Source organism: Verrucosispora sioxanthis (assembly GCF_010560025.1).
Classification (GTDB): domain Bacteria; phylum Actinomycetota; class Actinomycetes; order Mycobacteriales; family Micromonosporaceae; genus Micromonospora; species Micromonospora palythoicola.
Genome location: NZ_SAIY01000006.1, coordinates 326,637 through 349,977, shown reverse-complemented (window position 1 = coordinate 349,977; position 23,341 = coordinate 326,637). Strand labels below are relative to the sequence as shown.

Annotated in this window: 17 protein-coding genes and 3 pseudogenes; 12 read left to right on the top strand and 8 right to left on the bottom strand. The window is 73.3% G+C overall.

What is annotated here, in order from left to right; genetic code table 11:
- Nucleotides 1-15 precede the first annotated feature (15 nt).
- The 3 genes and pseudogenes from ENC19_RS20090 to ENC19_RS20080 form a co-directional block, all read right to left on the bottom strand.
- Nucleotides 16-827: pseudogene (locus tag ENC19_RS20090) on the bottom strand (TIGR03084 family metal-binding protein).
- Nucleotides 828-852: 25 nt separating this feature from the next.
- Nucleotides 853-1,473, bottom strand: a complete 621-nt coding sequence (locus ENC19_RS20085) for a TetR/AcrR family transcriptional regulator (protein ID WP_164448645.1) — start codon at nucleotides 1,471-1,473, stop codon at nucleotides 853-855.
- 151 nt (nucleotides 1,474-1,624) lie between these two features.
- On the bottom strand, nucleotides 1,625-2,302 hold the full coding sequence (locus ENC19_RS20080) for a Crp/Fnr family transcriptional regulator (RefSeq protein WP_013736306.1): 678 nt from the start codon (nucleotides 2,300-2,302) through the stop codon (nucleotides 1,625-1,627).
- 220 nt (nucleotides 2,303-2,522) lie between these two features.
- Here ENC19_RS20080 and ENC19_RS20075 point away from each other — a divergent pair, with 220 nt between their 5' ends.
- From ENC19_RS20075 to ENC19_RS20050, 6 genes are all read left to right on the top strand, one after another.
- Nucleotides 2,523-3,185 (top strand): adenosylcobinamide amidohydrolase, encoded by a 663-nt coding sequence (locus tag ENC19_RS20075; RefSeq protein WP_164448644.1) that lies wholly within the window; start codon nucleotides 2,523-2,525, stop codon nucleotides 3,183-3,185.
- Between the two features lie 58 nt (nucleotides 3,186-3,243).
- Nucleotides 3,244-4,395, top strand: coding sequence for a CapA family protein (locus tag ENC19_RS20070; protein ID WP_164448643.1), 1,152 nt, complete (start codon nucleotides 3,244-3,246; stop codon nucleotides 4,393-4,395).
- 55 nt (nucleotides 4,396-4,450) lie between these two features.
- On the top strand, nucleotides 4,451-5,230 hold the full coding sequence (gene nth, locus ENC19_RS20065) for an endonuclease III (protein ID WP_164448642.1): 780 nt from the start codon (nucleotides 4,451-4,453) through the stop codon (nucleotides 5,228-5,230).
- Nucleotides 5,227-5,835, top strand: a complete 609-nt coding sequence (locus ENC19_RS20060; RefSeq protein ID WP_164448641.1) for a TlpA family protein disulfide reductase — start codon at nucleotides 5,227-5,229, stop codon at nucleotides 5,833-5,835. The genes nth and ENC19_RS20060 overlap by 4 nt, the downstream gene beginning before the upstream one ends.
- A gap of 2 nt (nucleotides 5,836-5,837) precedes the next feature.
- Nucleotides 5,838-6,542: an NUDIX hydrolase gene (locus tag ENC19_RS20055; protein WP_164448688.1), complete on the top strand. Its 705-nt coding sequence runs from the start codon at nucleotides 5,838-5,840 to the stop codon at nucleotides 6,540-6,542.
- Nucleotides 6,543-6,605: 63 nt separating this feature from the next.
- Entirely contained in the window at nucleotides 6,606-7,784 is a 1,179-nt protein-coding gene (locus ENC19_RS20050) for a MarP family serine protease (RefSeq protein ID WP_164448640.1), read from the top strand.
- 7 nt (nucleotides 7,785-7,791) lie between these two features.
- On the opposite strand, the gene ENC19_RS20045 is transcribed toward ENC19_RS20050, so the two are convergent.
- The 3 genes and pseudogenes from ENC19_RS20045 to eccCa all read right to left on the bottom strand — a co-directional run bounded on the left by ENC19_RS20045 (nucleotide 7,792) and on the right by eccCa (nucleotide 13,922).
- A complete protein-coding gene (locus ENC19_RS20045; RefSeq protein WP_309246297.1) occupies nucleotides 7,792-8,406 on the bottom strand; it encodes a phosphatase PAP2 family protein in 615 nt (204 codons plus the stop codon).
- Between the two features lie 182 nt (nucleotides 8,407-8,588).
- Complete coding sequence (gene mycP / locus ENC19_RS20040) at nucleotides 8,589-9,911, bottom strand: type VII secretion-associated serine protease mycosin (RefSeq protein ID WP_208020957.1); 1,323 nt, start codon at nucleotides 9,909-9,911, stop codon at nucleotides 8,589-8,591.
- 73 nt (nucleotides 9,912-9,984) lie between these two features.
- Nucleotides 9,985-13,922: pseudogene (gene eccCa, locus ENC19_RS20035) on the bottom strand (type VII secretion protein EccCa).
- A gap of 100 nt (nucleotides 13,923-14,022) precedes the next feature.
- On the opposite strand from eccCa, the gene eccD reads away from it, so the two are divergent.
- A complete protein-coding gene (gene eccD / locus ENC19_RS20030) occupies nucleotides 14,023-15,423 on the top strand; it encodes a type VII secretion integral membrane protein EccD (protein WP_164448639.1) in 1,401 nt (466 codons plus the stop codon).
- A 26-nt stretch (nucleotides 15,424-15,449) separates the two neighbouring features.
- On the opposite strand, the gene ENC19_RS20025 is transcribed toward eccD, so the two are convergent.
- The gene (locus tag ENC19_RS20025; protein WP_093409905.1) at nucleotides 15,450-15,956 is read right to left on the bottom strand and encodes an inorganic diphosphatase; all 507 of its coding nucleotides are present in this window, start codon (nucleotides 15,954-15,956) and stop codon (nucleotides 15,450-15,452) included.
- A 574-nt stretch (nucleotides 15,957-16,530) separates the two neighbouring features.
- Here ENC19_RS20025 and dacB point away from each other — a divergent pair.
- From dacB to ENC19_RS30445, 4 genes and pseudogenes are all read left to right on the top strand, one after another.
- Nucleotides 16,531-18,048: a D-alanyl-D-alanine carboxypeptidase/D-alanyl-D-alanine endopeptidase gene (gene dacB / locus ENC19_RS20020; RefSeq protein ID WP_164448685.1), complete on the top strand. Its 1,518-nt coding sequence runs from the start codon at nucleotides 16,531-16,533 to the stop codon at nucleotides 18,046-18,048.
- A gap of 148 nt (nucleotides 18,049-18,196) precedes the next feature.
- The gene (locus tag ENC19_RS20015) at nucleotides 18,197-19,264 is read left to right on the top strand and encodes a zinc-dependent metalloprotease (RefSeq protein ID WP_164448638.1); all 1,068 of its coding nucleotides are present in this window, start codon (nucleotides 18,197-18,199) and stop codon (nucleotides 19,262-19,264) included.
- A gap of 16 nt (nucleotides 19,265-19,280) precedes the next feature.
- A pseudogene (gene tilS, locus ENC19_RS20010) lies at nucleotides 19,281-20,338 on the top strand (tRNA lysidine(34) synthetase TilS).
- Nucleotides 20,244-21,968, top strand: a complete 1,725-nt coding sequence (locus tag ENC19_RS30445) for a gamma-glutamyltransferase family protein (protein WP_328824312.1) — start codon at nucleotides 20,244-20,246, stop codon at nucleotides 21,966-21,968. Before tilS ends, ENC19_RS30445 begins: the two are co-directional and overlap by 95 nt.
- A 24-nt stretch (nucleotides 21,969-21,992) precedes the next feature.
- Here the strand turns inward: ENC19_RS30445 and ENC19_RS20000 are convergent, their stop codons facing one another.
- Nucleotides 21,993-22,955 (bottom strand): GlxA family transcriptional regulator, encoded by a 963-nt coding sequence (locus tag ENC19_RS20000; protein ID WP_164448637.1) that lies wholly within the window; start codon nucleotides 22,953-22,955, stop codon nucleotides 21,993-21,995.
- A 152-nt stretch (nucleotides 22,956-23,107) separates the two neighbouring features.
- On the opposite strand from ENC19_RS20000, the gene ENC19_RS29365 reads away from it, so the two are divergent.
- A complete protein-coding gene (locus ENC19_RS29365) occupies nucleotides 23,108-23,245 on the top strand; it encodes a hypothetical protein (protein WP_166458812.1) in 138 nt (45 codons plus the stop codon).
- The last annotated feature ends 96 nt before the right edge of the window (nucleotides 23,246-23,341 follow it).

The following is a 23,341-nucleotide window of genomic DNA, read 5'->3' as shown; positions in this document are numbered from 1 at the left end:
GCCGCCGCCGCGCGGCTACGCCGCGCGCTCACGGCTGCGCTCCCGACGCGGTCGTGCGGGAGCGCGGCCGGTGCCGGGCGGGCCGGCGAAGGCCTGGGCGACGTCCAACCACCCGTCGGCGACCGGCCCGGTGGCGACCAGGCGGTGTCGGCGCGGTGCCGGCGCCGGGTCACCAGCAGGCAGAAGTCGAGCGCCGGACCGGTCACCCGGTCGGCGGCGTCCGCCGGGCCGAAGGTCCAGTTCTCCCCGCCGGGTGCCGTCAGCTCCACCCGGACCGGTGCCGTGGGCACCGCCCGACCGTGGGCGGCGAAGCTGTGCCCGACGGTACGGAAGCCGAGGTACGCGATGTGCCGCAGCCGGTCGGTGGCGGGCCGGGTGACGCCGAGCGCCTCGGCCACGTCCTCGCCGTGCGCCCAGGTCTCCATGATCCGGGCCGTCGCCATCGAGGCCGGTGACATGCGGGTTCCGTACCAGGGCAGCTTCTCTCCGGCGGGGGCGGCGGCGAGGGCTGCCGCGAGCGCCGAGCGGCCCTCCCGCCAGCGGGTGAGCAGGACGGCGGGCGGGGCGAGGAAGGCCGCCGCGCCGTCGTCGACCAGCCGGCCAGGGTCCGGTGCGGCGGTCACCGAGGCGTAGAAGGCCTCGGTGTCGGTCGCGGCGAGCCGGGCCACGTGATCCGTCCAGGCCAGGTGAGCGATCTGGTGGGCGATCGTCCAGCCCATCGCCGGAGTTGGTCGCTGCCAATCCTGCGGCGGCAGCGGCGCGACGAGCGCGTCGAGCTGCTCGGACTCGGTGGCCAGATCCGTGAGCAGGGCGGTCAGGTCGACCATGGTGCCTCCGGGCGGGTGGGGCCGGTCAGGGAGCGGTGTCCGTGGCGGCGAGCAGCGCGGTCAACTGGGTCTTCCAGGCTTGCAGCAGCGCGGTGCGGCGGGTCGAGTCGTCGCTGAGCAGGTTGGCGACGCCGAGCCCGCGCAGCAGGTCCAGCGTGGCCTGCACCGCCTCGCGTACGCCGGGGCGCCGCTCGTCCACCCCGAGCAGTTCGACGGTCAGCCGGTGCATCTCCCGACCGATCCGGGCTTCGAGCGGCAGCAGGGCGGTCCGCAGCTCGACGTCGGTGCGCGCGGCCACCCAGAGTTCGAGGGCGGCGACGAAGAGCGGCCCGGTGAAGGCGGCGGCGAGCAGGTCCACCACCCGGTCCAGCCGGTCGGCCTCGGCCGGCAGGGCGTCGGCCTCGGCCCGCAACTCGGCCGCCCGCCGCTCGGTGAGGTGCCCGACGGCCGCGGTTACCAGGGCGGCCCGGGTCGGGTAGTGGTGCAGTTGGGCACCCCGGGAGACGCCGGCCCGAGCGGCCACCACGGTGGTGGTGGTGCCGGACCAGCCGTGCTCCACCAGGCAGTCGACGGTCGCCTCCAACAACCGGGCCCGAGTGGCGCGACTGCGTTCCTGCTGCGGAACGCGAGTCGATGCGGCAGGCATGCGGACAGCCTGCCGCCCTAAAAACAAACAGTCAAGACTGACTTTTTCGGGAGCCGTCGATAGCGCAACTTCAGGGCTGCTGTTGCATCCGGCGCGCGGCAGGCAACAACAACCCTGAAGTTGCACACCCAGCTATGTGGGCTCAGGAAGGTCAGACGCGGGCGCGGCGGGCCAGGCGCTCCGGGTCGAGGATGATGATGCTCTTGCCGTCCAGGCGGAGCCAGCCGCGCGAGGCGAAATCGGCGAGAGCCTTGTTCACGGTCTCCCGGGAGGCGCCGACGAGCTGAGCGATCTCCTCCTGGGTCAGGTCGTGCGTCACCCGCAGCACGCCGCCGTCGCGGGTGCCGAAACGCCCGGCCATCTGGAGCAGGTTCTTGGCCACCCGGCCGGGCACGTCGGTGAAGATCAGATCCGCGAGGGCGTCGTTGGTCCGGCGCAGCCTGCGGGCCAGCACCCGCAGCAACTGCTCGGCGATCTCCGGTCGGTTGTTGAGCCACGGCCGCAGCGCCTGCTTACGCAACCGGGCCAGCCGGCTGTCGGTGACCGCGGTCGCGGTCGCCGTACGCGGACCCGGGTCGAACAGCGACAGCTCGCCGACCATGTCCGACGGACCCATCACGGCGATCAGGTTCTGCCGTCCGTCCGCTGCCCGGCGGCCGACCTTGATCTTGCCGGACAGCAGGATGTAGAGACTGTCGCCGGGCTCGCCCTCGTTGAAGACGACCTCGCCCTTGCGGACCTCGATCGTCTCCATCTCCTTGGCGAGCGCCTCGGCCGCCTCCGGGTCGACACCCTGGAAGATCCCGCTGCGGGCCAGTACCTCGTCCATCGCGCACCTCCGGTTGCGCGTGCCGTCTGCTCGGCCTGGGTCCGCCGTCCGCTGATCCCTCGCGCGCCGACCAGTCTAGGCGCACGTGAGCAGGAATCAGAGGCGCACCCCTGGAATCTTGATCGTTGGGCGTAACGTGCCCGTCGTGATCACCATCTAGAATCCCGCGCCTGGTCAGGCCGGGACCGGCGGGGCGGAGACCCGGACGTAGGGTCACCCCGTGCTGCCCGAGCCCCTGCTGACCACCCGGCGCGAGGACGAACGCGACATTCCGGTGCTCGTCTGGCGTGCCGGGCGACCGCTGCTGGCGGTCAGCTCCGCACCGCTGGGCGGTGGCATCGGCGTACGGCGGTGGGTGCTGAACGCGACGGTGCCCATGTCGTACGACCGGAACGACCCCGCCGACCACCTGGCCGAGCTGGCCCGGGAGTTCGACCTGGACGGGCCCGGAGTGGGCCTGATGACCGGGGTCGACGTGGCCGAGGTGGCGCGGCGGACCGATACCGGCGTGCAGGTCTGGGCCACCGTCGGGCTGGGTACTCCGGTGCCGGCGGCGGCGCCGACCGTGGCGGCACCGGCTCAGCCGGTCGGCACGGTGAACATCGTGGCGTGCGTTCCGGCGCGACTCGGCGACGCGGCGCTTGTCAACGTGGTCGCCACGGCCACCGAGGCCAAGGCGCAGGCGATCGCGGAGCTGGGGCTGAACGGCACCGGCACGCCGACGGACGCGGTCGCCGTGCTCTGCCCGCCGGACGGGCCGGCCCACGCCTACGGTGGCCCCCGCTCCACCTGGGGAGCACCGTTGGCCCGGGCGGTGCACGCCGCCGTGCTGGCGGTGGGCCGCGAGACCGTCGTCCCATGGTCGGATCGGCTCCGGGGCTGAAACTCCCCACCCGATCGGCGGTCGATTCCGTGATATCCGCCCGGTAGGGTCGCGCACGATGTACGCTGCCGCCCTCGCCACGCCCCGCCCCCGCCCCCGCCGCCGCACCCGCGCCGTGCTGGGGGTGCTGCTCGCCGCCCTGCTCCTCGCCGGCTGCGCCGGCACCGACGAGGGCCCGCTCTGGCAGCCCGGCACGGGCGGCGGCGAGGGGGCACCCGTCGAATCGGCCGCCCCCGAGGTCAAGAAGATCTCGCTCTCCGCCACCGGCGACATCGTGATGGCCATGGCACCCGACCGGCTGCCCCCGAACAACGGCAAGGGCTTCTTCAACTCGGTGAAGAAGGCGCTCGCCGCCGACCTGGTCATGGGCAACCTGGAAGAGCCGTTGACGGTGGACACCGGGACCGGCAAGTGCGGTGCCAACTCCACCCGCTGCTTCCAGTTCCGGGCTCCGCCGGAGTACGCCGCCCATCTCGCCGATGCCGGTTTCGACCTGCTCAACCAGGCCAACAACCACGGGTACGACTTCGGGCCGAAGGGCTACGAGAACACCCAGCAGGCGCTGGAGGAGCACGGGCTGGAGCACACCGGCGCGCCCGACCAGATCACCGTCGTCGAGGTGAAGGGCGTCAAGGCCGCCGTCGCCGGTTTCTCGTCGTACCAGTGGTCGAACAGTCTCACCGACATCCCGGCCGCGAAAAAGGTGATCAAGAAGGCCGCCGACCAGGCCGACATCGTCGTGGTGCAGGTGCACATGGGGGCCGAGGGGTCGGAGATGACGCGGGTGCGGCCCGGCACCGAGATGTTCCTCGGCGAGAACCGGGGCGACCCGATCAAGTTCTCCCGCGCCATGATCGACGCCGGTGCCGACCTGATCGTCGGCCACGGCCCGCACGTGCTACGCGGCATGGAGTTCTACAAGGGCCGGCTGATCGCGTACAGCCTGGGCAACTTCGCCGGCGGCGGCAACTCGCTGAGCAACAACGGCCGACTCGGTTGGGGCGGTGTGCTCAAGGTGTCCCTCGAAGCGGACGGTACCTGGGTCGGCGGGTCCTTCACCTCCACGTACATGGACGGCGCCCGCAAGCCCACCATCGACCCCGACGACCGTGGTCTGGGGCTGCTCCGAGACCTCACCGAGCTGGACTTCGCGAAGACCGGCGCTCGGTTCACCGACTCCGGAAAGATCAGTCCACCCGACGCGGACTGATCTCCGGCGGCACAGGCGTTCGAGCCGGTCGGACCGGCGACGTAGGCTGGCCGTCGTGACCAGAAGCGCTACCGAGACCGACCTGGGACGCACCCGTCGCGCGCGGCGGATCGGCCGTGAGCTGACCGAGACACACCCCGACGCGCACTGCGAACTCGACCACGGCAGCCCGCTGGAACTGGCCGTCGCGACCATCCTGTCGGCCCAGTGCACGGACAAGAAGGTCAACGAGGTCACTCCGAAACTCTTCGCCCGCTATCCGACCGCCGCCGACTACGCCGGGGCGGATCGCGGCGAGGTGGAGGAGATGATCAAGCCGACCGGCTTCTACCGCAACAAGACCACCTCGTTGATCCAGTTGGGCCAGGCCCTGGTCGAGCGCTACGACGGCCGGGTACCCAACCGGTTGGCGGACCTGGTCACCCTGCCCGGCATCGGCCGCAAGACCGCGAACGTCATCCTCGGCAACGCCTTCGACGTGCCCGGCATCACCGTCGACACGCACTTTCAGCGGCTGGTGCGGCGCTGGGGGCTGACCACCGAGACCGACCCGGTCAAGATCGAGCACGAGATCGGGGCGATGTTCCCGAAGCGCGACTGGACCATGCTGTCGCACCGGATCATCTTCCACGGCCGTCGGGTCTGTCACGCCCGCAAGCCCGCCTGCGGCGCCTGCACCCTGGCGAAGCTCTGCCCCTCGTACGGCACCGGACCGACCGAACCAGCCGCTGCCGCGAAGCTGCTCAAGGGCCCCCGCGCCCGTGACCTCGCGGCCGCCGCGGGCGTCGACCCCGAGCTGGTCCCGGCGCAGGCGGTGCGGGCGGAGGCACCGTGAACCGCCGGCTCGCGCTGCTGACCCTGCCGCTGCTGCTGGTGCTCGCCACCGCGTGCACCACCGACCCCGAGGCCCCCCGGCCGGCCGGGCAGGGCACGGTGGCCGCCCGTCCCTCCCCGTTCGAGGGCTGCGCCGACCTGACCGAAGGCCCGGCCGGTCCCGGCGACGACGAGGCGACCGGCGACCCGCTGCCCGAGCTGACCCTCACCTGCTTCACCGGTGGCACGCCGGTCGCCCTGCGGAACATCCGCGGACCGGCCGTGGTCAACATCTGGGCCTCCTGGTGCCCGCCCTGCCGCAAGGAACTCCCCGCCTTCCAGCGACTCCACGAACGCGCCGACGGGCAGCTGCGGGTGATCGGGGTGAACAGCCGGGACAGTCGCGAGGGCGCCCAGTCCATCGGTGAGGACTTCGGCGTACGGTTCCCGATGCTTGTCGACCAGGGCGAGGCGGTGCAGCGGGCACTGCGTCGCAACGCCGTCCCGCTCACCGTTTTCGTCGACGCCCGGGGCGGCGTCCGGCACATCGACAGCTCCGGCGCGCTGGACGACGCCCGCCTCGCCGAACTCGTCGGACAACACCTCGGTCTGACGGTGCGGGCGTGAACATGCCCGATCCGGCGGACCGTCAGCCGCCGGGCTGGTTGAAACCGCTGCTCGGTCGGCTCGGCACCGCGCGTACCGAGGACTTCACCCAACTGCGTACGCCGGACCAGGGTGGCCGGGAGAGCGCCGTGCTGGTGCTGCTCGGCGAGGACGCCGCCACCGGCCCGGACGTGCTGGTGCTGCAACGGGCCGCGACCCTGCGCAACCACGCCGGTCAACCGGCCTTTCCCGGCGGCGCGGCCGACCCGGAGGACGCCGACGCCGCCGCCACCGCGCTGCGCGAGGCGAACGAGGAGGTCGGGCTCGACCCGACCAGCGTCACCGTGCTGGCCCAACTGCCGAGGCTGTGGATACCGGTGAGCGACTTCGTGGTGACCCCGGTGCTCGCCTGGTGGCACGCCCCGCACCCGGTGGACTCCCGGGAGCCGGCCGAGGTGGCGCACGTCGCCCGGTTGCCGATCGCCGAGCTGGTCGACCCGGACAACCGGGTCCGGGTACGCCACTCCAGTGGCTGGATCGGTCCCGCCTTCTCCGTACGCGGGATGCTGGTCTGGGGGTTCACGGCCGGGGTGCTGGCCGCGCTGCTGGACATGGGTGGCTGGAGCCGTCCGTGGCCGCGCGGCCGAGTGATCGATCTTCCGCCGATCGGTGCGTCACCCGCCCCGTCGGCCGGCACCGACGAGGTCGACGAGAGCGCCCTGCGCTGATCTGACCGTCACCTTCCGCAAGCGATCGTCTTCGCGCGAGCCCCCGCCCCGTACGCTTGAGCCGTGTCGGCCGTGGATCTCGTCCTGCTGTTGCTCATGCTCGTGTTCGCGATCAGCGGATACCGACAGGGGTTCGTCATCGGGGTGCTCTCGTTCTCCGGGTTCTTCCTGGGTGCCCTGATCGGCCTGCAGGTCGGCCCGATGTTCGCCCAGCAGTTCGTGGACAGCGGCACCCGGGTGCTGATCTCGCTCGTCGCCATCTTCGGCCTCGCCGTGGTTGGTCAGGCGCTGGCCGGCTGGCTCGGCTCGCACCTGCGTCGCACCATCGCCAGCGACGTGGGACGGCGCGTTGACGACATCGGTGGCGCGTTCGTCTCGCTCTTCGCGGTGCTGCTGGTGGCCTGGCTGGTCGCGGTGCCGCTCGGCTCCTCCTCGCTGCCCTGGCTTGCCGCCTCCGTGCGGAGCAGTGCACTGCTCAACGTGGTGGACCGGGTGCTGCCCGACCAGGCGCAGCAGCTCTCCACCGCGCTGCGCGACACCGTCGACACCAACGGCTTCCCGGACGTCTTCGACGGGTTGCGGCGTACCCAGGCCCGGCAGGTCGAGCCGCCCGATCCGGCACTGGCCGGCTCCGAGGTGGTGAGCAGCGGCCAGCGCTCGGTGGTGAAGGTGCTCGGGTCGGCACCGAGCTGCTCGCGCCGGATCGAGGGGTCCGGCTTCGTGTACGCCGACGACCGGGTGATGACCAACGCGCACGTGGTCGCCGGCACCCGCTCGGTCGCGGTGGAACTGGGCGGGGACCGGTACGAGGGCGAGGTTGTCGTCTACGACCCCGACCGGGACCTAGCCGTGCTCTACGTACCCGGACTGCCCGGCCCGTCGATGCGGTTCGCCGCCGGGAACGCCACCACCGGGGCGGACGCGATCGTGCTCGGCTTCCCGCTGGACGGCCCGTACAACGCCCAGTCGGCGCGGATCCGCGACGTCGACCGGATCACCGGGCCGGACATCTACTCGTCGGGGAACGTGAACCGGGAGATCTACACGATCCGGGCGCTTGTCCGCAGCGGCAACTCGGGCGGTCCCCTGGTCTCCTCGAACGGCCTGGTGCTCGGGGTGATCTTCGCGGCTGCGGCCGACGACCCGAACACCGGGTTCGCGGTCACCGCCGCCGAGGCCCGCCCGGTGGCGCTGGCCGGTGCCGAACGCACCCGGGGCACCGACACCGGCGACTGCACCTGACGAAAGGTCAGCCCGACCGGCGCCGGGACCAGACGGTGAACCCGGTGGTGGTGGCGACGACCACCGCCACACCGAGCAGCCACCCGGCCAGCACGTCGCTGCTCCAGTGGACGCCGAGCGCGACCCGGCTGAACCCGGTCACCAGGGCGATCGTCAGCGCACCGAGCCAGACCGCCACGCGGGTCGCGGAACGGGGCCGGGTCCGGGGCACGAACACCACGAGCAGGATCCCGGCGGCGAGCATCGCGTTCAGCGCGTGACCCGACGGGAAGGCCAGCCCGGGTGCCTGCGCCACCGGGTCGGGCAGATCCGGTCGCCGTCGGCCCACGAGCAGTTTCAGCAGGGGGCCGAGCAGACCACCGAACACCATGGTGGTGGTGGCCCAGACCGCGAGCCGCCGGGCGCCGTCGCGGGCCAGCCAGATCACCAGGACCAACGCCGCGGCCCGCAGGGGCATCGGTGCGAAGAGGTCGGTCCAGAAGCTCATCGCCCGGACCCAGACCGGGTGATCCAGGGCGTACCCGTGCAGCTGAGTCGTGATCGCCAGGTCGAGTCGGCGCAGCGGCGGCCAGTCACTCAGCACCAGCATGGCGAGCAGCGCGAACGGCGCGACCAGCAACACGCCGGAGACGGCGTGCGCCGACCGTGCGGCCGGCCGGTCGTCCTGTCCGGGATCGTCCGAGTCGGCGGGTGCGGCCGGATCGACTCGCTCGAAGGTGCCCACGGCGATGGTTGTACCCCGATGGCCGGGCTGATCCCCGGCAGAAGCGCGAAAAATGCCGCGCTGACGACAGCGACGGTCGGTCAGCGGTACGATCGCCGGAACCGGCGCAGCATCAGCACCGCACCGGTGAGCAGCGCTACGAGGATGGCCGAGCCGATCCAGAGCCGCTCCGAGCCGGCGTCGTCCGGCGAACCGGCGGCCCGGGCCCGCCACCGGGTCTCCTGCCCGGAGCCGGTCAGACCGAGTTGCTCGGCGTCGGGATCGCCCGTCGTCGCGGAGCCGGGCGCGGGACCGAAGCCGGTCACGCCCGGCGGGTCGTTGTCGTCCAGCGGGTTCGCGTACGACGACGGCACCTCGGCGGTCAACGCCGCGACCGGGTCCACCAGGCCGTACCCGAACCGCTCGTCCCGACCGGTGGGCCCGATGTCCCTGGCGGTGACCAGCAGTCGGTTGACCACGTCACCGGCGGACATCTGCGGATAGCGGGATCGCACCAGGGCGGCGGTCGCGGCGACCAGCGGTGCCGCGAAGCTGGTGCCCTGCACCCGCCAGTAGCCGCCCGGAGGACGCGCCCCCACCAGCCCACTGGCGGGGGCGGTGAGGACCGTGGCCCGACCGGTGATCGCGCCGCTCCACAGGTTGTCGCTGTTGCGCTCCAGGCCGGAGACCGCGATGACGCCGGGCTCGCGGGCCGGGTACCACACCTTCGCCTCGGGCGAGGTGGCGAGATTCCCGGTGCAGGCGACCACCACGACGTCCCGGGCGAAGGCGTAGTCGATCGCCGCGGCCAGCGCCGCGCTGTCACCACTGCCGCCGAGCGACAGGTTGATCACCTTCGCGCCGTTGTCGACCGCCCATCGCACACCCTTGGCGACGATAAGCGCGTCGTCGTAGCGGTTCTCCGCGTCCAGCACCCGTACGGGCAGGATCCGGGCGTCCGGCGCGAGCCCCACCACGCCGCGGCGGTCGTCGTTGCGTCCCGCGATCAGGCCGGCGACCGTCGTGCCGTGCCCGACCGGATCCGCCTCGGCCGCCCCGCTCGGCGCGACCAGGTCGATCCCGGGTAGCACCTGGCCGGTCAGGTCCGGGTGCGAACCGTCCACCCCGGAATCGATCACGGCCACGACCACGCCGCGCCCGGTCGAGGTGCGCCAGGCCGTCCGCGCGCCCAGCTTGTCGAGCTGCCACTGCTCGTCGCGGACCTGGTCGGCGCGGCGCGCCGAGTCGGGGTTGTGCGCCACCGGCGTGCCGACCGGAGCCGTCCGGACCGGCACGGCGGAGGCGGGCACGACCGCGATGGCGGCCGACAGCGCGGCGGCGGCCGTCGCGAGCAGCGCGCGGTTGGCCAACCGCCCGGCCCTCGCCGGGCCACGGTGCCGCAGCCTGGTCACATCCTCAGCCATTCGTCGCGGGACACATGACGTTCGGAGATTACCGGTTCCGACCCGCCTACAGGGACGTTCCGTGGAGTCGGCGTCACTGTGGCGGCAGGTGAGCCAGTTGGACCAGGCGTACGCCCTCGCGTCGGGTGAACAGCCGGCCGCGCCCGGGCGGCAACGGACCCGGACGGACCGGACCGACGAGCGCCCCCTCCTCCGGGCTGCCCGACAGCACCAGGCCCGAGGTGGACAGTTCCCGTAGCCGCTGCACCAGCGGCTCGTACTGGGCGCGGGCGGCACCGCCGGTGCGGCGCGCCAGCACCAGGTGCAGTCCGACGTCGCGGGCGTGCGGCAGGTGTTCCTCCAGCGCCCGCAGCGGGTTCGCCGGCCCACTCGCCACCAGGTCGTAGTCGTCGACCAACACGAACAGCTCCGGGCCGGACCACCACGACCGCTCCCGCAACTGCGTCGGGCTGACCTGCGGGCCTGGTGCGCGGTCCGCCAGGTAACCGGCGGCCGACTCGACCAGGTCGGCGCTGTGCGCCGCGGCGGTGCCGTAGCCGATCAGGTGTTCGGTGGAGATGACACCGAGCAGGCTGCGTCGGTAGTCCACCAGGATCACCCGCGCCTGTTCCGGCGTGAACCGGGCGACGATCGAGGTGGCCAGGGCGCGCAGGAACGACGACTTGCCACTCTCGGCGTCGCCGTAGACCACGAGGTGCGGCTCGGTGCCGAAGTCGAGAACCACCGGACGTAGGTCCGCCTCGGCGACACCGACCGGGATCCGCAGCCCCGTCGTGGCGTCGAGGTCCAGGTCGGCGTAGGGCAGCACGGCCGGAAGCAGCCTGACCGGGGGCGCGACCGGACCGGACCACGCGTCACCGACCTGCTTCACCAGCCCGGCGGTGTCCGTGCCGGTCGTCCGGGGCAGCGCGGTGAGGAAGTGCAGGCCCGCCGGGGTGATGCCCCGCCCCGGGGTCCGCTCCGGCACGTGCGCCGCCGCCCGCCGGGCCACCACCGAGTCGGACGGATCACCGAGGCGCAGCTCAAGCCGGGAGCCGAAGAGATCCCGGATGGCCGGTCGGAAGTCCAGCCAACGCACCGCGGTGGCCACCACGTGCACGCCGTAGGAGAGCCCCCGGGTCGCCAGGTCGGTGATCAGCGGCTCCAGATCCTCGTACTCGCTTCGCAGCGTCGTCCACCCGTCAACGACGAGGAACACGTCGCCGAACACGTCGGCATCACCCGCGTCGGTGCCGCTGTCGCGTCGCTGTCGCCAGGCGGCCATCGACTCCACGCCCAGCTCGGCGAAGCGGCGCTCCCGGTCGGCGAGCAGGGTGGACATCTCGCCGACGGTACGGCGCACCCCGGTGGGGTCGGCCCGACCGGTGACCCCACCGACGTGCGGCAGGCCACGTACCGAGGCGAGCCCTCCGCCACCGAAGTCGAGACAGTAGACCTGCACCTCGGTCGGGGTGTGCGTGAGGGCCAGCGCGCAGACCAGCGTACGCAGCGCGGTGGACTTGCCGCTCTGCGTACCGCCGACCACCGCGACGTGGCCGGCGGCGCCGTCCAGCGCCAACCACAGCAGGTCGCGGCGCTGCTCGAAGGGCCGATCGACGACAGCCACCGGCACCTGGCGGGCGCCGTGCAGCTCGGGATTGTCGACGGTCAGCCCCCGGACCGGGTCGACCGTGAGCGGACCGACCAGCTCGTCCAGGGACGGGGCGGCGTCCAGCGGCGGCAGCCACACCTGGTGCGCCGGCGCGCCCTGCCCGGCCAGCCGGTCGACAAGCAGACGCAGCAGCGTCCGGGGTCGTCCGTCTCGTCCTCGGCAGCCGGCGGGGCCGGCGGCTGCGGCACCGGTGTGACGTGGGTGGAGAAGGCGAGCAGCCGGGGACGTTCGGTTCCGGCCGCGTCGGCCGCCAGCGCCCGCCGCCGCAACGGGCCGGAGATGTACGCGGTCTTGAACCGCCGCAGCGGCTCGGTGCCGAAGCGCAGGAAACCGTGCCCCGGCGACGGGGGCAGTTCGTGCGCGTCGGGCACCCCGAGCACCGTTCGGGACTCCAGCGAGGAGAAGGTCCGCAGACCGATCCGGTAGGACAGGTGAGTGTCCAGCCCGCGCAGTCGTCCCTCCTCCAGCCGCTGGCTCGCCAGCAGCAGATGCACCCCGAGCGACCGGCCCAGCCGGCCGATCTGGAGGAACAGGTCGATGAAGTCGGGCTTGGCCGACAACAGCTCGGAGAACTCGTCGCAGATCAGCAGCAGCGACGGCAGCGGGGGCAGCGGGTTGCCGGTCGCCCGGGCCCGCTCGTAGTCGCGCAAGCTGGCGAAGCTGCCGGCGCGGCGCAACAACTCCTGCCGGCGGACCAGCTCGCCGTTGATCGCGTCGACCATCCGGTCGACGAGCGGCAACGCGTCGGCCAGATTTGTGATCACGGCGGCGGTGTGCGGCAGGCGGTCGAAGGGCGCGAAGGTGGCCCCACCCTTGAAGTCGACGAGTACGAAGTTGAGCTGCTCGGCGGAGTGGGTGGTGGCCAGCCCGAGCACCAGGGTACGAAGCAGCTCGGACTTGCCGGAGCCGGTGGCGCCGATCAGCAGTCCGTGCGGGCCCATGCCGCCCTGCGCCGACTCCTTCAGGTCCAACTCGACCGCGCCGCCGTCCGGGCCGACGCCGATCGGTACCCGCAGCCGGTCCCGCGGCGATCTCGGCACCCACCCCTGTTGGGCGGTGAAGTCCTCCGGCTCACCGATGCCGAGCAGCTCCGGTAGACCCGGCTCGACACCGGGCGCGGCGTCGGCGCCCCCGGTGGCGGCCAGCCGCAGGGGTGCCAGCCGGCGGGCCACCGCCTCGGCCTCGGCGACCTCGATCGTGTCGGCCGTGCCCACCTCGGCCGATCCGTCGGAGGAGTGGGAGTGCAGTCGACCGTTGCGCAGCTCCAGCAGCAGCGAGAACCGGTCGAGCAGACGCGGCGGCGGGGTGTCCAGGTCGATCAGGGTCACCGCGTCGATGCCGCCGTCCCCGACCAGTTCGGTGGCGCCGGTGACGTCGCCGCCGTCGAACACGATCACCAGATGCGGCCCGTCCGTGGCCGGTCCGATCGGGCTGAATCTCGACCGGCTGGCCAGCACCTGGTCGAGCAGCCGTTCCAGCTCCGCCACGGAACTGGCCACCAGCCGCACCGGACCCAGGGCGTCCGTGCGGGTGGGGTGCTGGGCGTGGGGCAACCACTTGACCCACTCCCAGCGGACGCGTCGTTCCGGCCCGGCACAGACGGCGACCAGCAACTCGTCCGGGGCATGGAAGACCGCGAGCTGGGTGAGCACGGCCCGGGCCAGCGCCTGCGCGGCCGGCGAGCCGGTGGGGCCGACCGGCGCGGCCCGGACGAAGACCCGGGCGAAGCTGCGCAGCGAGAGAGCCACCGGCAGGTCCGGCACCACCGAGTACGCGTCCAGGAAACGGCGCAGCGCGCCCGCCGTCATCGGCTCCAGTTCCTCCGGTGGGCGGGTGACCGGCGGCACCAACGGCGTGGCCAGGGTCTGCGGCCCGACGGCGACCCGGACGACCGCGAAGTCCGGGTCCGTCGGCCGCCGCTCCCAGAGCCGGTGGCTGTGCACCGTCGACCAGAGCAGTGACGGATCGGGGTGCCGGTAACAGAGGCCGGCGCGCTGCCGCTCCACGGTCTGCCGCACCTGCCGACGCAGGGTGGCCAGATGCCGCAGGTACTCCCGGCGGGCCGTCATCATCTCGGACTTCGTCGGGCTGCCCGAGGCGCTGCCCCAGGAGGTCGCCAGCATCGCCAGGGAGGAGAGGCCGAACATGCCGCCGACCAGGTACGCGTACGTCCCGCCGCCGCGGCCGAACATCATCGCCATCGCGACCGTGCCGCCGAGCATCGGCAGCACCATCAGCAGCTGGTGCCAGCGCGTGCCGGTGCCGGCCGGAATCTCCGGGGGCGCCGGCAGCGGCAGGTCACCCATGGGCATGTCGGGCGCCGGGCGTCGTGCCGGCCGCCGGACGACGACAGTGGACACTCGACCTCCCGACTGCGCACGGTGACCCGAACCTGGCTCATGGTAGGTAAAGTCCTGTCGTCCGCGCAGCAGCAGGCCCGCTCGGGATGGAGATGAGTCGATGGCAGTCGGGCTCGCCCGGGTCACCGTCAGCACGCCCCGGCGGCGGGTCGACGTGGCGCTACCGGAGCAGGTGCCCCTCGCCGAGTTGCTGCCCGAGGTGCTGCGCCACGCCGGTGAGGGGCTCGCCGACGACGGAGAACAGCACGGCGGCTGGTTGCTCCGGCGAGCCGACGGCACCGTGCTGGCCGGCGGGCAGGCGCTGGCCGCTCAGGGGGTCCGCGACGGTGCGGTGCTGCACCTGGTACCGGCTCGCACCGAGTGGCCGGAGTTCGAGTACGACGACGTGGTGGAGGCCCTCGCCGACGCCGCCCGCCAGCGGGGCGGGGGCTGGTCATCCGGTGCCACCCGGACGGCGGCACTCGCCGGTGCCGGTGTTCCGCTCACCGTCGGCCTGCTCGCCCTGGCGGCCGCCGGGCCCGGCGACCCCGCCGGTTGGCCGGTCGCGACCGTGGTGGCGAGCCTGCTGGTGCTGGCCGGCACCGTGCTGTCCCGCGCACAGGGCGACGGGCCGGCCGGCGCCACCGTCGGCGGTCACGCGCTGCCCTACGCGGCGCTCGCCGGTGCCCTCGCCGTCAGCTCGGGCGATCCGGTCGGGCCGCTCGGCCCGCTGCGCTGGGTGGGCGCACCGGAGTTGCTCGCCGGGTCGATGGGGCTGCTGCTGGCCTCGGTGCTGGGGCTGTTCGGGGTGGCCACCCGACTGCGGGTCTTCGTGGCCGGCGCGGTGGTGGGCGCGGGAGCCGGATCGGCCGCCCTCGGCGGCCTGGTGCTCGAGCCGGCCGGTGCGGCCGCTGTCCTGCTGTGTGCGTTGACCTTCGCGGTCGGGGCTGCTCCGCTGCTGGCCATCCGGCTGGGCAAGGTGCCGTTGCCGCCGGTGACCCTGCCCACCGATCCGCCGAACGACTCGGACCGGGCCCGTGAGCTGCCGGATCGCGGTCGGGTGCGGGCGGCGGTGGTCCGTACCGAGGAGATGCTCACCGGCATGTTGATCGGCCAGGCCGTGCTGACCGTCGGCGCGGTCGTGATCCTCGTCAGCACCGGTGGCGTCTCCGGTTGGCTGCTGGTCGGGGTGACCTCGACGGTGCTGCTGCTACGTGCCCGACTCTTCACGACGGTCCAGCACCGGATCGCGCCGATGCTGGCCGGCCTGGCCGGGTACGCGGTCCTCGGCGGGGTACTGGCCGGGGCGGCCGACGCGGCGGTCCGGCTGATCATGGTCGCCGGTGGGCTGCTGGTCGCGTTGCTGGTGGTGGCGGGCGGCACGACGTACGCCCGCCGGCCGGTCTCCCCGTACGTCGGACGGGTCACCGACCTGGCCGACACCCTGCTGGTGGTCTCGGTGGTGCCGGTCGCCTGCGCGGTGCTCGGCCTCTACGGACGGGCCCGGGGGCTGCTCGGCTGAGCGTTCCCCGGGCCTCGTCGGCGACGTCAGTGGGTGGACTCGCCGCGTTCCTCGGCTTCCCTGGCGCGCCGGTACGAAGCCTGGATCTCCGCCTCGGCCTCGGTCCGACCCACCCAGGTGGCGCCCTCCACGGACTTGCCCGGCTCAAGATCCTTGTACACCTCGAAGAAGTGCTGGATCTCCAGCCGATCGAACTCGCCGAGGTGGTGGATGTCGCGCAGGTGCTCCTGCCGCGGGTCCTCGTAGGGAACGCAGAGGACCTTGTCGTCGCCGCCCTTCTCGTCCGTCATCCGGAACATGCCGATCGTGCGGCACCGGATCAGGCAGCCTGGGAAGGTCGGCTCGGGCACCAGCACCAGGGCGTCCAGCGGGTCGCCGTCCTCGCCCAGGGTGCCCTCGATGAAGCCGTAGTCGGCCGGGTACTGCGTGGAGGTGAAGAGGGTGCGGTCCAGCCGGATCCGCCCGGTCACGTGGTCCACCTCGTACTTGTTGCGGTGACCCTTGGGGATCTCAACCGTCACGTCGAAATCCATCTGCACGCTCCCTCGTTGGCCCACGCTGGCTTGACGGAACCGGCGGCAGAGCCAGGGAGGCGATTGCCAACCCGCCGACTCCGGCCGCCGCATAGTCTTCGGACCGAAGTAGTGTCACCCAGGCCGGTTCCCGGTGGGGGAGGAGGGGGTCGTGGGGAGGGAAGATTCACACTACCGTCCAGGCGATGCCGCCGAGGGCGCTACGAACCGACCGCCGGCCAAGCCGGTCGCCGGGCGGGTCCCGGTGCCGGACGCGCAGATCCTCCGACCACAACCTCCGACGCCGCCCGTAACACCGACAGCGGTGAACCGGTCCGAGGCGAATCCGCCCCTGGACACCTCGTCGCCGACGACACCGCCTCGGGGTGCCGCCTCCGGACGGGCCGCCGCGCCCGGCGCGGTCACCCCGACGAGCCCGGCCGCGCCCGGTGGTGCCGCCCCGACGAGTCCGGCCGCCGGTTCGGTCGCCGCCGCCCCGACGAGCCCGGCTGCCGGTTCGGTCGCCGCCGTTCCCACGAGTCCGGCCGTTCCCACGAGTCCGGCCGAGCCACCGACCGGACCGGCATCCGTGCCGGTGAGCCCAGCGCCGGTCGGGCCGGCTGCGGGCCCTACCGGCCAACCACCGGCCGGCGTCGCGCCACCACCGGTCGGGCCGGCACCGCGCCGGCGGCTGCCGCTGGTCCTCGCCGCCGTGCTGGTGCTGGTGCTGGTTGCCGTGGGCCTGGTCGTGGTCCGACCCGGGCCGGTGGAGCGCTGGTTGGGCGACGCGCCCGCGACACCGACGGCCAGCGGTGCGGTCGAGCCCGCGCCGGTCCCGGTGCTGGCCGCCGCCGACAGTGGCGCCCCGCCACCCAGCACGGACGGGCTCCGCAGCGCGCTGGAACCGCTGATCGACGACGACGCGCTGGGCGGCCGGGTGAACGTGGCGGTGGCCGACGCCCTCACCGGTGAGATGCTCTTCGACCGCGGTGGCCGGGAGGGGACCGTGCCGGCCTCGGTGACCAAGCTGTTGACCGCCGTGACGGTGTTGACCGCCCGAGGCCCCGGGCATCGGATCCCGACCCGGGCGGTGGCCGGTAAGCAGCCCGGCGAGGTGGTTCTGGTCGGTGGCGGGGACCCGACGTTGGCAGCCGACGCGAAGGGCTTCTACCCCGGGGCGGCCAGTCTCACCGAACTCGCCGAGCAGGTCCGTGCAGCGCTGGGCGGAGTCACCCCCACCAGAGTCGTCGTCGACTCCTCGCGCTACCCCGGTCCGGTCTACGGACCCGGCTGGGACGACGACATCCCCACCGGCGGCTACGGCGGGGCGATCACCGCGCTGATGCTCGACGGAGCCCGCAAGAGTCCGAAGGCCGGCCGGGGCTGGGCCGAACGCGTTGCCGAACCGGACCTGGTCGCCGGCCGGGCCTTCGCCGAACTGCTCGGAGTACCGGTCGACACCGTACGCAAGGGCACTGCCCCGGCGTCGACCGCGACGACCGGAGCCACCGACCCGGTCGGCGGCGCCGGACCCGGTGCCGAGCTCGGCGTGGTGTACTCGCCGCCGCTGATCCGGCTGGTCGACATCATGATCAGCGAGAGTGACAACATCGTCGCCGAGGCGCTGGCCCGCCAGGTCGCCCTGGCCCGGGACCGGCCGGCCTCCTTCGACGGTGCGGCGGCGGCGATGGCCGAGGTGGTGTCCGAGCTGGGTCTGCCGACCGGCGCACTCGACCTGGCGGACGGCAGCGGACTGTCCCGCAAGAACCTGATCAGCCCGGTCCTGCTGACCGAGCTGTTGGCGCTCGCGGCGAGCCCGGACCGACCCGAGCTTGCCGGCATCTTCGGCGGGCTGCCGGTCGCGGGCTGGTCCGGCACTCTGCGCGACCGGTACGGTGCGGCACCCGGCACGGCCGCCGGTGCCGGTGTGGTCCGCGCCAAGACCGGCACGTTGACCCGGGTGCACGCCATCGCGGGAGTGGTGACCACCACCGAAGGCCGCCTGCTCACCTTCGCGGTGCTCACCGACGACGTGCCGCCGGACGGGATGGAGCCGGCCCGGGCCGCGCTGGACCGGATCGCCGCCGCGCTGGCCGGCTGCGGCTGCCGCTGAGGCGGCTCGACGGCCACCGGTCCGGCGTAGCGCAGCGGCGGAGCGGGTCGCGGCCCTGGCCCCGCGACGGCCCGTCGTCCCCCGACCGGCGGACCGGCACCGGGTCGGCCGGCGGGTGGGGTGTCGTGACGCGGGTACGGTGGGTCGCATGGCGCAGTTCGTGGACTGGGATCTGGCTACCGCGACGGCGGGGGCTCTGGGCAAGTCGGGCCCCCGGGTGACGTACGCCGAGGCCACCGAGGTGGTTTCCGAGCTGCGCCGGCTGACCGACGAGGCGGCCGGGCACGTCGCCGACTACACCGGGCTGACCTCGCAGGTCCCCCATCCGCCGGTACGGGTGGTCGATCGGCGGGACTGGGCGGCGACGAACATCGCCGGCCTCCGCGAGGTGATCACCCCGCTGGTCGGCCGGCTCACCGAGGACAAGCAACCCGGTGCCCTCACCGAGGCGATCGGTTCCCGGGTGACTGGGGTGCAGGCCGGCACCGTGCTGGCCTACCTCTCCGGCCGGGTCCTCGGGCAGTACGAGGTCTTCTCCGCCGACCCCGGACAACTGCTCCTGGTCGCGCCGAACATCGTCGAGGTGGAGCGCAAGCTCGGCGCGGATCCACGCGACTTCCGGCTCTGGGTCTGCCTGCACGAGGTGACCCACCGGACGCAGTTCACCGCCGTGCCCTGGATGCGGGCCTACTTCCTCGGTGAGGTGCAGGCGTTCGTCGACGCCGCCCAGGGCGGCGAGCACCTGCTGGAGCGGCTGCGTCGGGGGGTGAGCACCCTCGCTGACGCGGTCCGCGACCCGCAGAGCCGGTCCAGTGTGCTGGACATCGTGCAGACGCCGGGGCAGCGTGCCGTGCTGGACCGGCTGACCGCCCTGATGACGCTGCTGGAGGGGCACGCCGAGTTCGTGATGGACGGCGTCGGACCGCAGGTGATCCCGAGTGTGGAGCGGATTCGGGCCGGCTTCAACCGGCGGCGCGAGGCCGGCAACCCGGTGGAGAAGGCGATCCGGCGGTTGATCGGCATCGACGTCAAGATGCGGCAGTACGCCGAGGGCCGCAGGTTCGTGCACGCCGTGGTGGACCGGGTCGGCATGGCCGGCTTCAACCGGGTCTTCGAGTCGCCGCTGACCCTGCCCCGGCTGTCCGAGCTGAGCGAACCGGATGCCTGGGTGGCACGGGTGCACGGGCCGGTCGGCCCGGTGCCGACGGCCGGCTGAGCGCGTCGCCGCGCCGATGGCCCCGCTGGCCCCGCCGGTGGCCGCGATCCGGATCGCGGTCCGGCGTGCGTTGGTCGATCTGCCGACGGACGGTCCGGTGCTGGTCGCCTGCTCGGGCGGGGCCGACTCGCTGGCCCTGGCCGCGGCCACCGCGTTCGTGGCACCCCGGGCCGGCCGTACCGCTGGACTGGTCACCGTCGATCACGGCTTGCAGGTCGGGTCGCGGGGCCGGGCCGAGGCGGTGGCGCGCTGGGCGGAGGCTGCCGGTCTGTCGCCGGTGGAGATGGTCCGCGTCGAGGTCGCCGGCCGGCCGGGTGGCCCCGAGGCGGCGGCCCGCGACGCCCGCTACCAGGCGCTGGCGGAGATCGCCGAGAGGCACGGCGCCTCGGCCCTGCTGACCGGTCACACCCGGGACGACCAGGCGGAGACGGTGCTGCTCGCGCTGGCCCGGGGCGCCGGCCCGCGCGGACTCGCCGGCATGCCGGCCCGCCGGGATCTCGCCGGTACTCCCCTCGTACGGCCGCTGTTGGAGATCGGGCGGGCGGAGACCCGCGCGGCCTGCACGGCCCTCGGGCTGGTGCCCTGGGACGATCCGCACAACAGTGACCCGGCGTACGCCCGTTCCCGGGTCCGGTCCGACGTGTTGCCCGTGTTGGTCCGGGCCCTCGGCCCGGGTGTGCTGGACAACCTCGCCCGTACCGCCGCGCTGGTGGCGGCGGACAACGCGGTGCTGGACGAACTCGCCGCCGCGGCGCTGAGTGAGGCCCGGCACCCCGACGGTGGCCTGGCCACCCGGGACCTGGCGGCGCTGGCACCCGCGGTGCGCGCTCGGGTGCTGCGGGCCTGGGCTCACGAGTTGGCGCGCCGCCGGCCGCACTGTCGCACCGCCACGTCGCCGCACTCGACGCCCTGGTCACCGCATGGCGGGGCCAGCGAGCCAGCTACCTGCCGGGTGGGTTGCGGGTGCTCCGCCGCGGCGATCGGCTGCTGTCTGCGTCACCCTCGGCTGCGTCGGCCGACCGAACGTCGACGCCTCGGGTGGCCGGGCCCGGCGAGGCGGTCGTCGAAGCATGATCCATCCCCGGCAACCGCTCTACGCGCCGCGCGGTGCCGTGGCCACCAGCCAGCCGCTGGCCGTGGCCGCCGGCCTGGCCGTGCTGCGCCGTGGTGGCAACGCCGTGGACGCGGCGCTGGCCACCGCCAGCACGCTCACCGTGGTGCAACCCCCGCCAACGACATCGGTGGTGACCTCTTCGCCATCGTCTGGGACGGCGAGCGGCTGCACGGACTGAACGCCTCCGGCCGCTCACCCGTCGGGCTGACCCGGGGCCTGGTCCTCGCGGCGACCGGCGGTCGAGGCACCGAGCCGCCCGACGCGTTGGGCGGGGCACAGGCGGTCGGCCCGGCGATGCCGGCCCGGGGCTGGTTGCCGGTGACCGTACCGGGCGTGCCGGCGGGCTGGCGCGACCTGCACGAGCGATTCGGCTCGCTGCCGTTCGCGGAGCTGTTCGCCGACGCCATCGGCTACGCGGAGCGGGGACACCCCGTCTCCACCGCGACCGCGTCGGCCTGGTCCCGTGCGGTCGCCGGGCACGCCGGGCTGTCCGGTCCCGAGTACGCGGAGTTCGGGCGGGTCTTCGCGCCGGACGGGCGGGCTCCCCGCGCGGGTGAGCGGTGGCGCAACCCGGACGCGGCACTGACGCTGCGACTGATCGCCGACAGCCGGGCGGAGGAGTTCTACCGGGGACGGATCGCGGCGGCACTCACCGATCACGCCGCCCGTACCGGCGGGCTGCTCACGGCGGCAGACCTGGCACAGCACGCCAGCGTCTGGGTCGACCCGGTGTCCGTGCCCTACCGGGACCACGAGGTCTGGGAACTGCCGCCGAACGGGCAGGGACTGGCCGCCCTGCTCGCCCTGGGCATCCTTAACGGATTCGACCCGGCGGAGGGGTCGCGGTGGCCGCACCGGCAGATCGAGGCGGTCAAGTTGGGCTTCGCCGACGCGCACGCCCACGTCGCCGACCCCGACCATGCCCCGGTCCCGCCCGGGCTGCTCAGCCCGGACCAGCTGGCCCGGCGCCGCGCGAGGATCACCGAGGCGGCGGCCGAGCGGGTGACCGACGCACCGGAGCGCGGTGGGACGGTCTACCTCTGCACCGCCGACGAGAGCGGCATGATGGTCAGCCTGATCCAGTCCACCTACCTCGCCTTCGGCTCCCACGTGGTGTTGCCCGGATACGGTTTCGCGCTGCAGAATCGCGGTCTCGGCTTCCGGCTCGACGTGGGGCACCCCAACGTGGTTGGCCCGGCGAAGCGGCCGTATCACACGATCATTCCCGGCTTCCTGACCCGGCAGGGCGTGCCGGTGGGGCCGTTCGGGGTGATGGGTGGGCACATGCAGCCCCAGGGCCACGTCCAACTGGTCTCGGCGACCGTGGACGCGGGCCTCGACCCGCAGGCGGCGCTGGACGCGCCACGCTGGTACTGGCACGCGGGTCGCTCGCTGCTGGTCGAGGAGCAGCTGACCACCGGGCCCGGTGGCGCCGCACTCGTGGCCGACCTGCGGGATCGGGGCCACCAGGTGACCGTCGCGTCCGATCCCACCGTCTTCGGCTACGGGCAGGCGATCTGGCGACGCGCCGACGGCGGCTTCGTGGTCGGCTCCGAATCCCGGGTGGACGGCGCGGCCGCCGGATTCTGACCAGCACGATCGTCAGGGGGCCGGTCAACCGGTAGGAGCGCGATCCCGGAACGTGCTGCGGTAGGCCTGCGGCGTGGCACCGACCCGGCGGGTGAAGTGGTGCCGTAGGACGGCGGCGTCGCCGAACCCGGCCCGTTCGGCGACCCCTTCCACCGTGAGTGGGGTGTCCTCCAACAGCCGGCGGGCCAGCAGGACGCGTTGGTTGGTCAGCCAGTCGTGCGGGGTGGTGCCGGTCTCCGCGCGGAAGCGGCGGGCGAACGTCCGTGGGGCCATCCCGGCCCGCGCGGCCAACTCGTCGACCGTGGTCTGCCGGTCCAGATGGCCCATCAGCCACTCCAGCACCGGTTCCAGGGTGGGCGCCTCCGGTGCCTTCGGAATCGGTGCCTCGATGTACTGGGCCTGCCCGCCGTCGCGGTGCGGAGGCACCACCATCCGGCGGGCCAGTCGGGTGGCGGTGGCCGAGCCGTGCGCCTGGCGTACCAGGTGCAGGCAGGCGTCGATGCCGGCGGCGGTGCCCGCGCTGGTGAGCAGCCGGCCGTCCTGCACGTAGAGCGAGTTGCAGCGCACCCGGGCGCTCGGGTGGCGGCGCTGCAACTCGTCGACGTGTCGCCAGTGGGTGGTGCACTCCCGCCCGTCGAGCAGTCCCGCCTCGCCCAGCAGGTACGCGCCGGCACACACGCTGAACAGGTACGCGCCCCGATCGGCGGCCCGACGCAGCGCCTCGTGGACCTCGACCGGCGCGGTGGTGGTCGGATCGTGTGCGGGAACGGCCACCAGGTCCGCCTGCTCCAGCGGAGCCAGATCGGCGTTCGGCACCAGGTGGAAACCGGCGGAGGTGCGTACCGGGGCCTGTCGAGGGCCACATACGTCGAACCGGTAACCCGGCAGCCCGTCGTCGGTGCGGTCGGTACCGAACACCTCGGCGAGCACGCCGAGTTCGAACGGCGCTACGCCGTCCAGGACGAGTACGGCCACTGAACGAAGCATGTGACGAGGGTAACCGCATGGGTGGCAGAAAATCGAGCAGGAGTGGCATTCCTGCCACTGTCGGCAGGGAGGCACGACGCCCAAACTGGCAGATGTCCGGTGCGCACCGGCGGCGACACGACAACCGCAGACGTCAGAAAGCGAGCGCCGCCATGGGTTTCCTGCTCTTTCTACTGTTCTTTCTCTCCCTCGCCCTGCTGTCCGCCCTCGGGCTGACCGCCGACAGTCGTGACTCGGCGGACTGGAAGCCCTCCGACGGGGGGCACAGGTGGCGATCACGCCACTGCTGAGCTGAATGTTCCACTTATCCAGAAAATCCCTGGGCGCGGCCGCCCCGAAACGGGCGGCCCCGCCGACGGCGAACCCGGGGCGTACGGCAGGCTAGA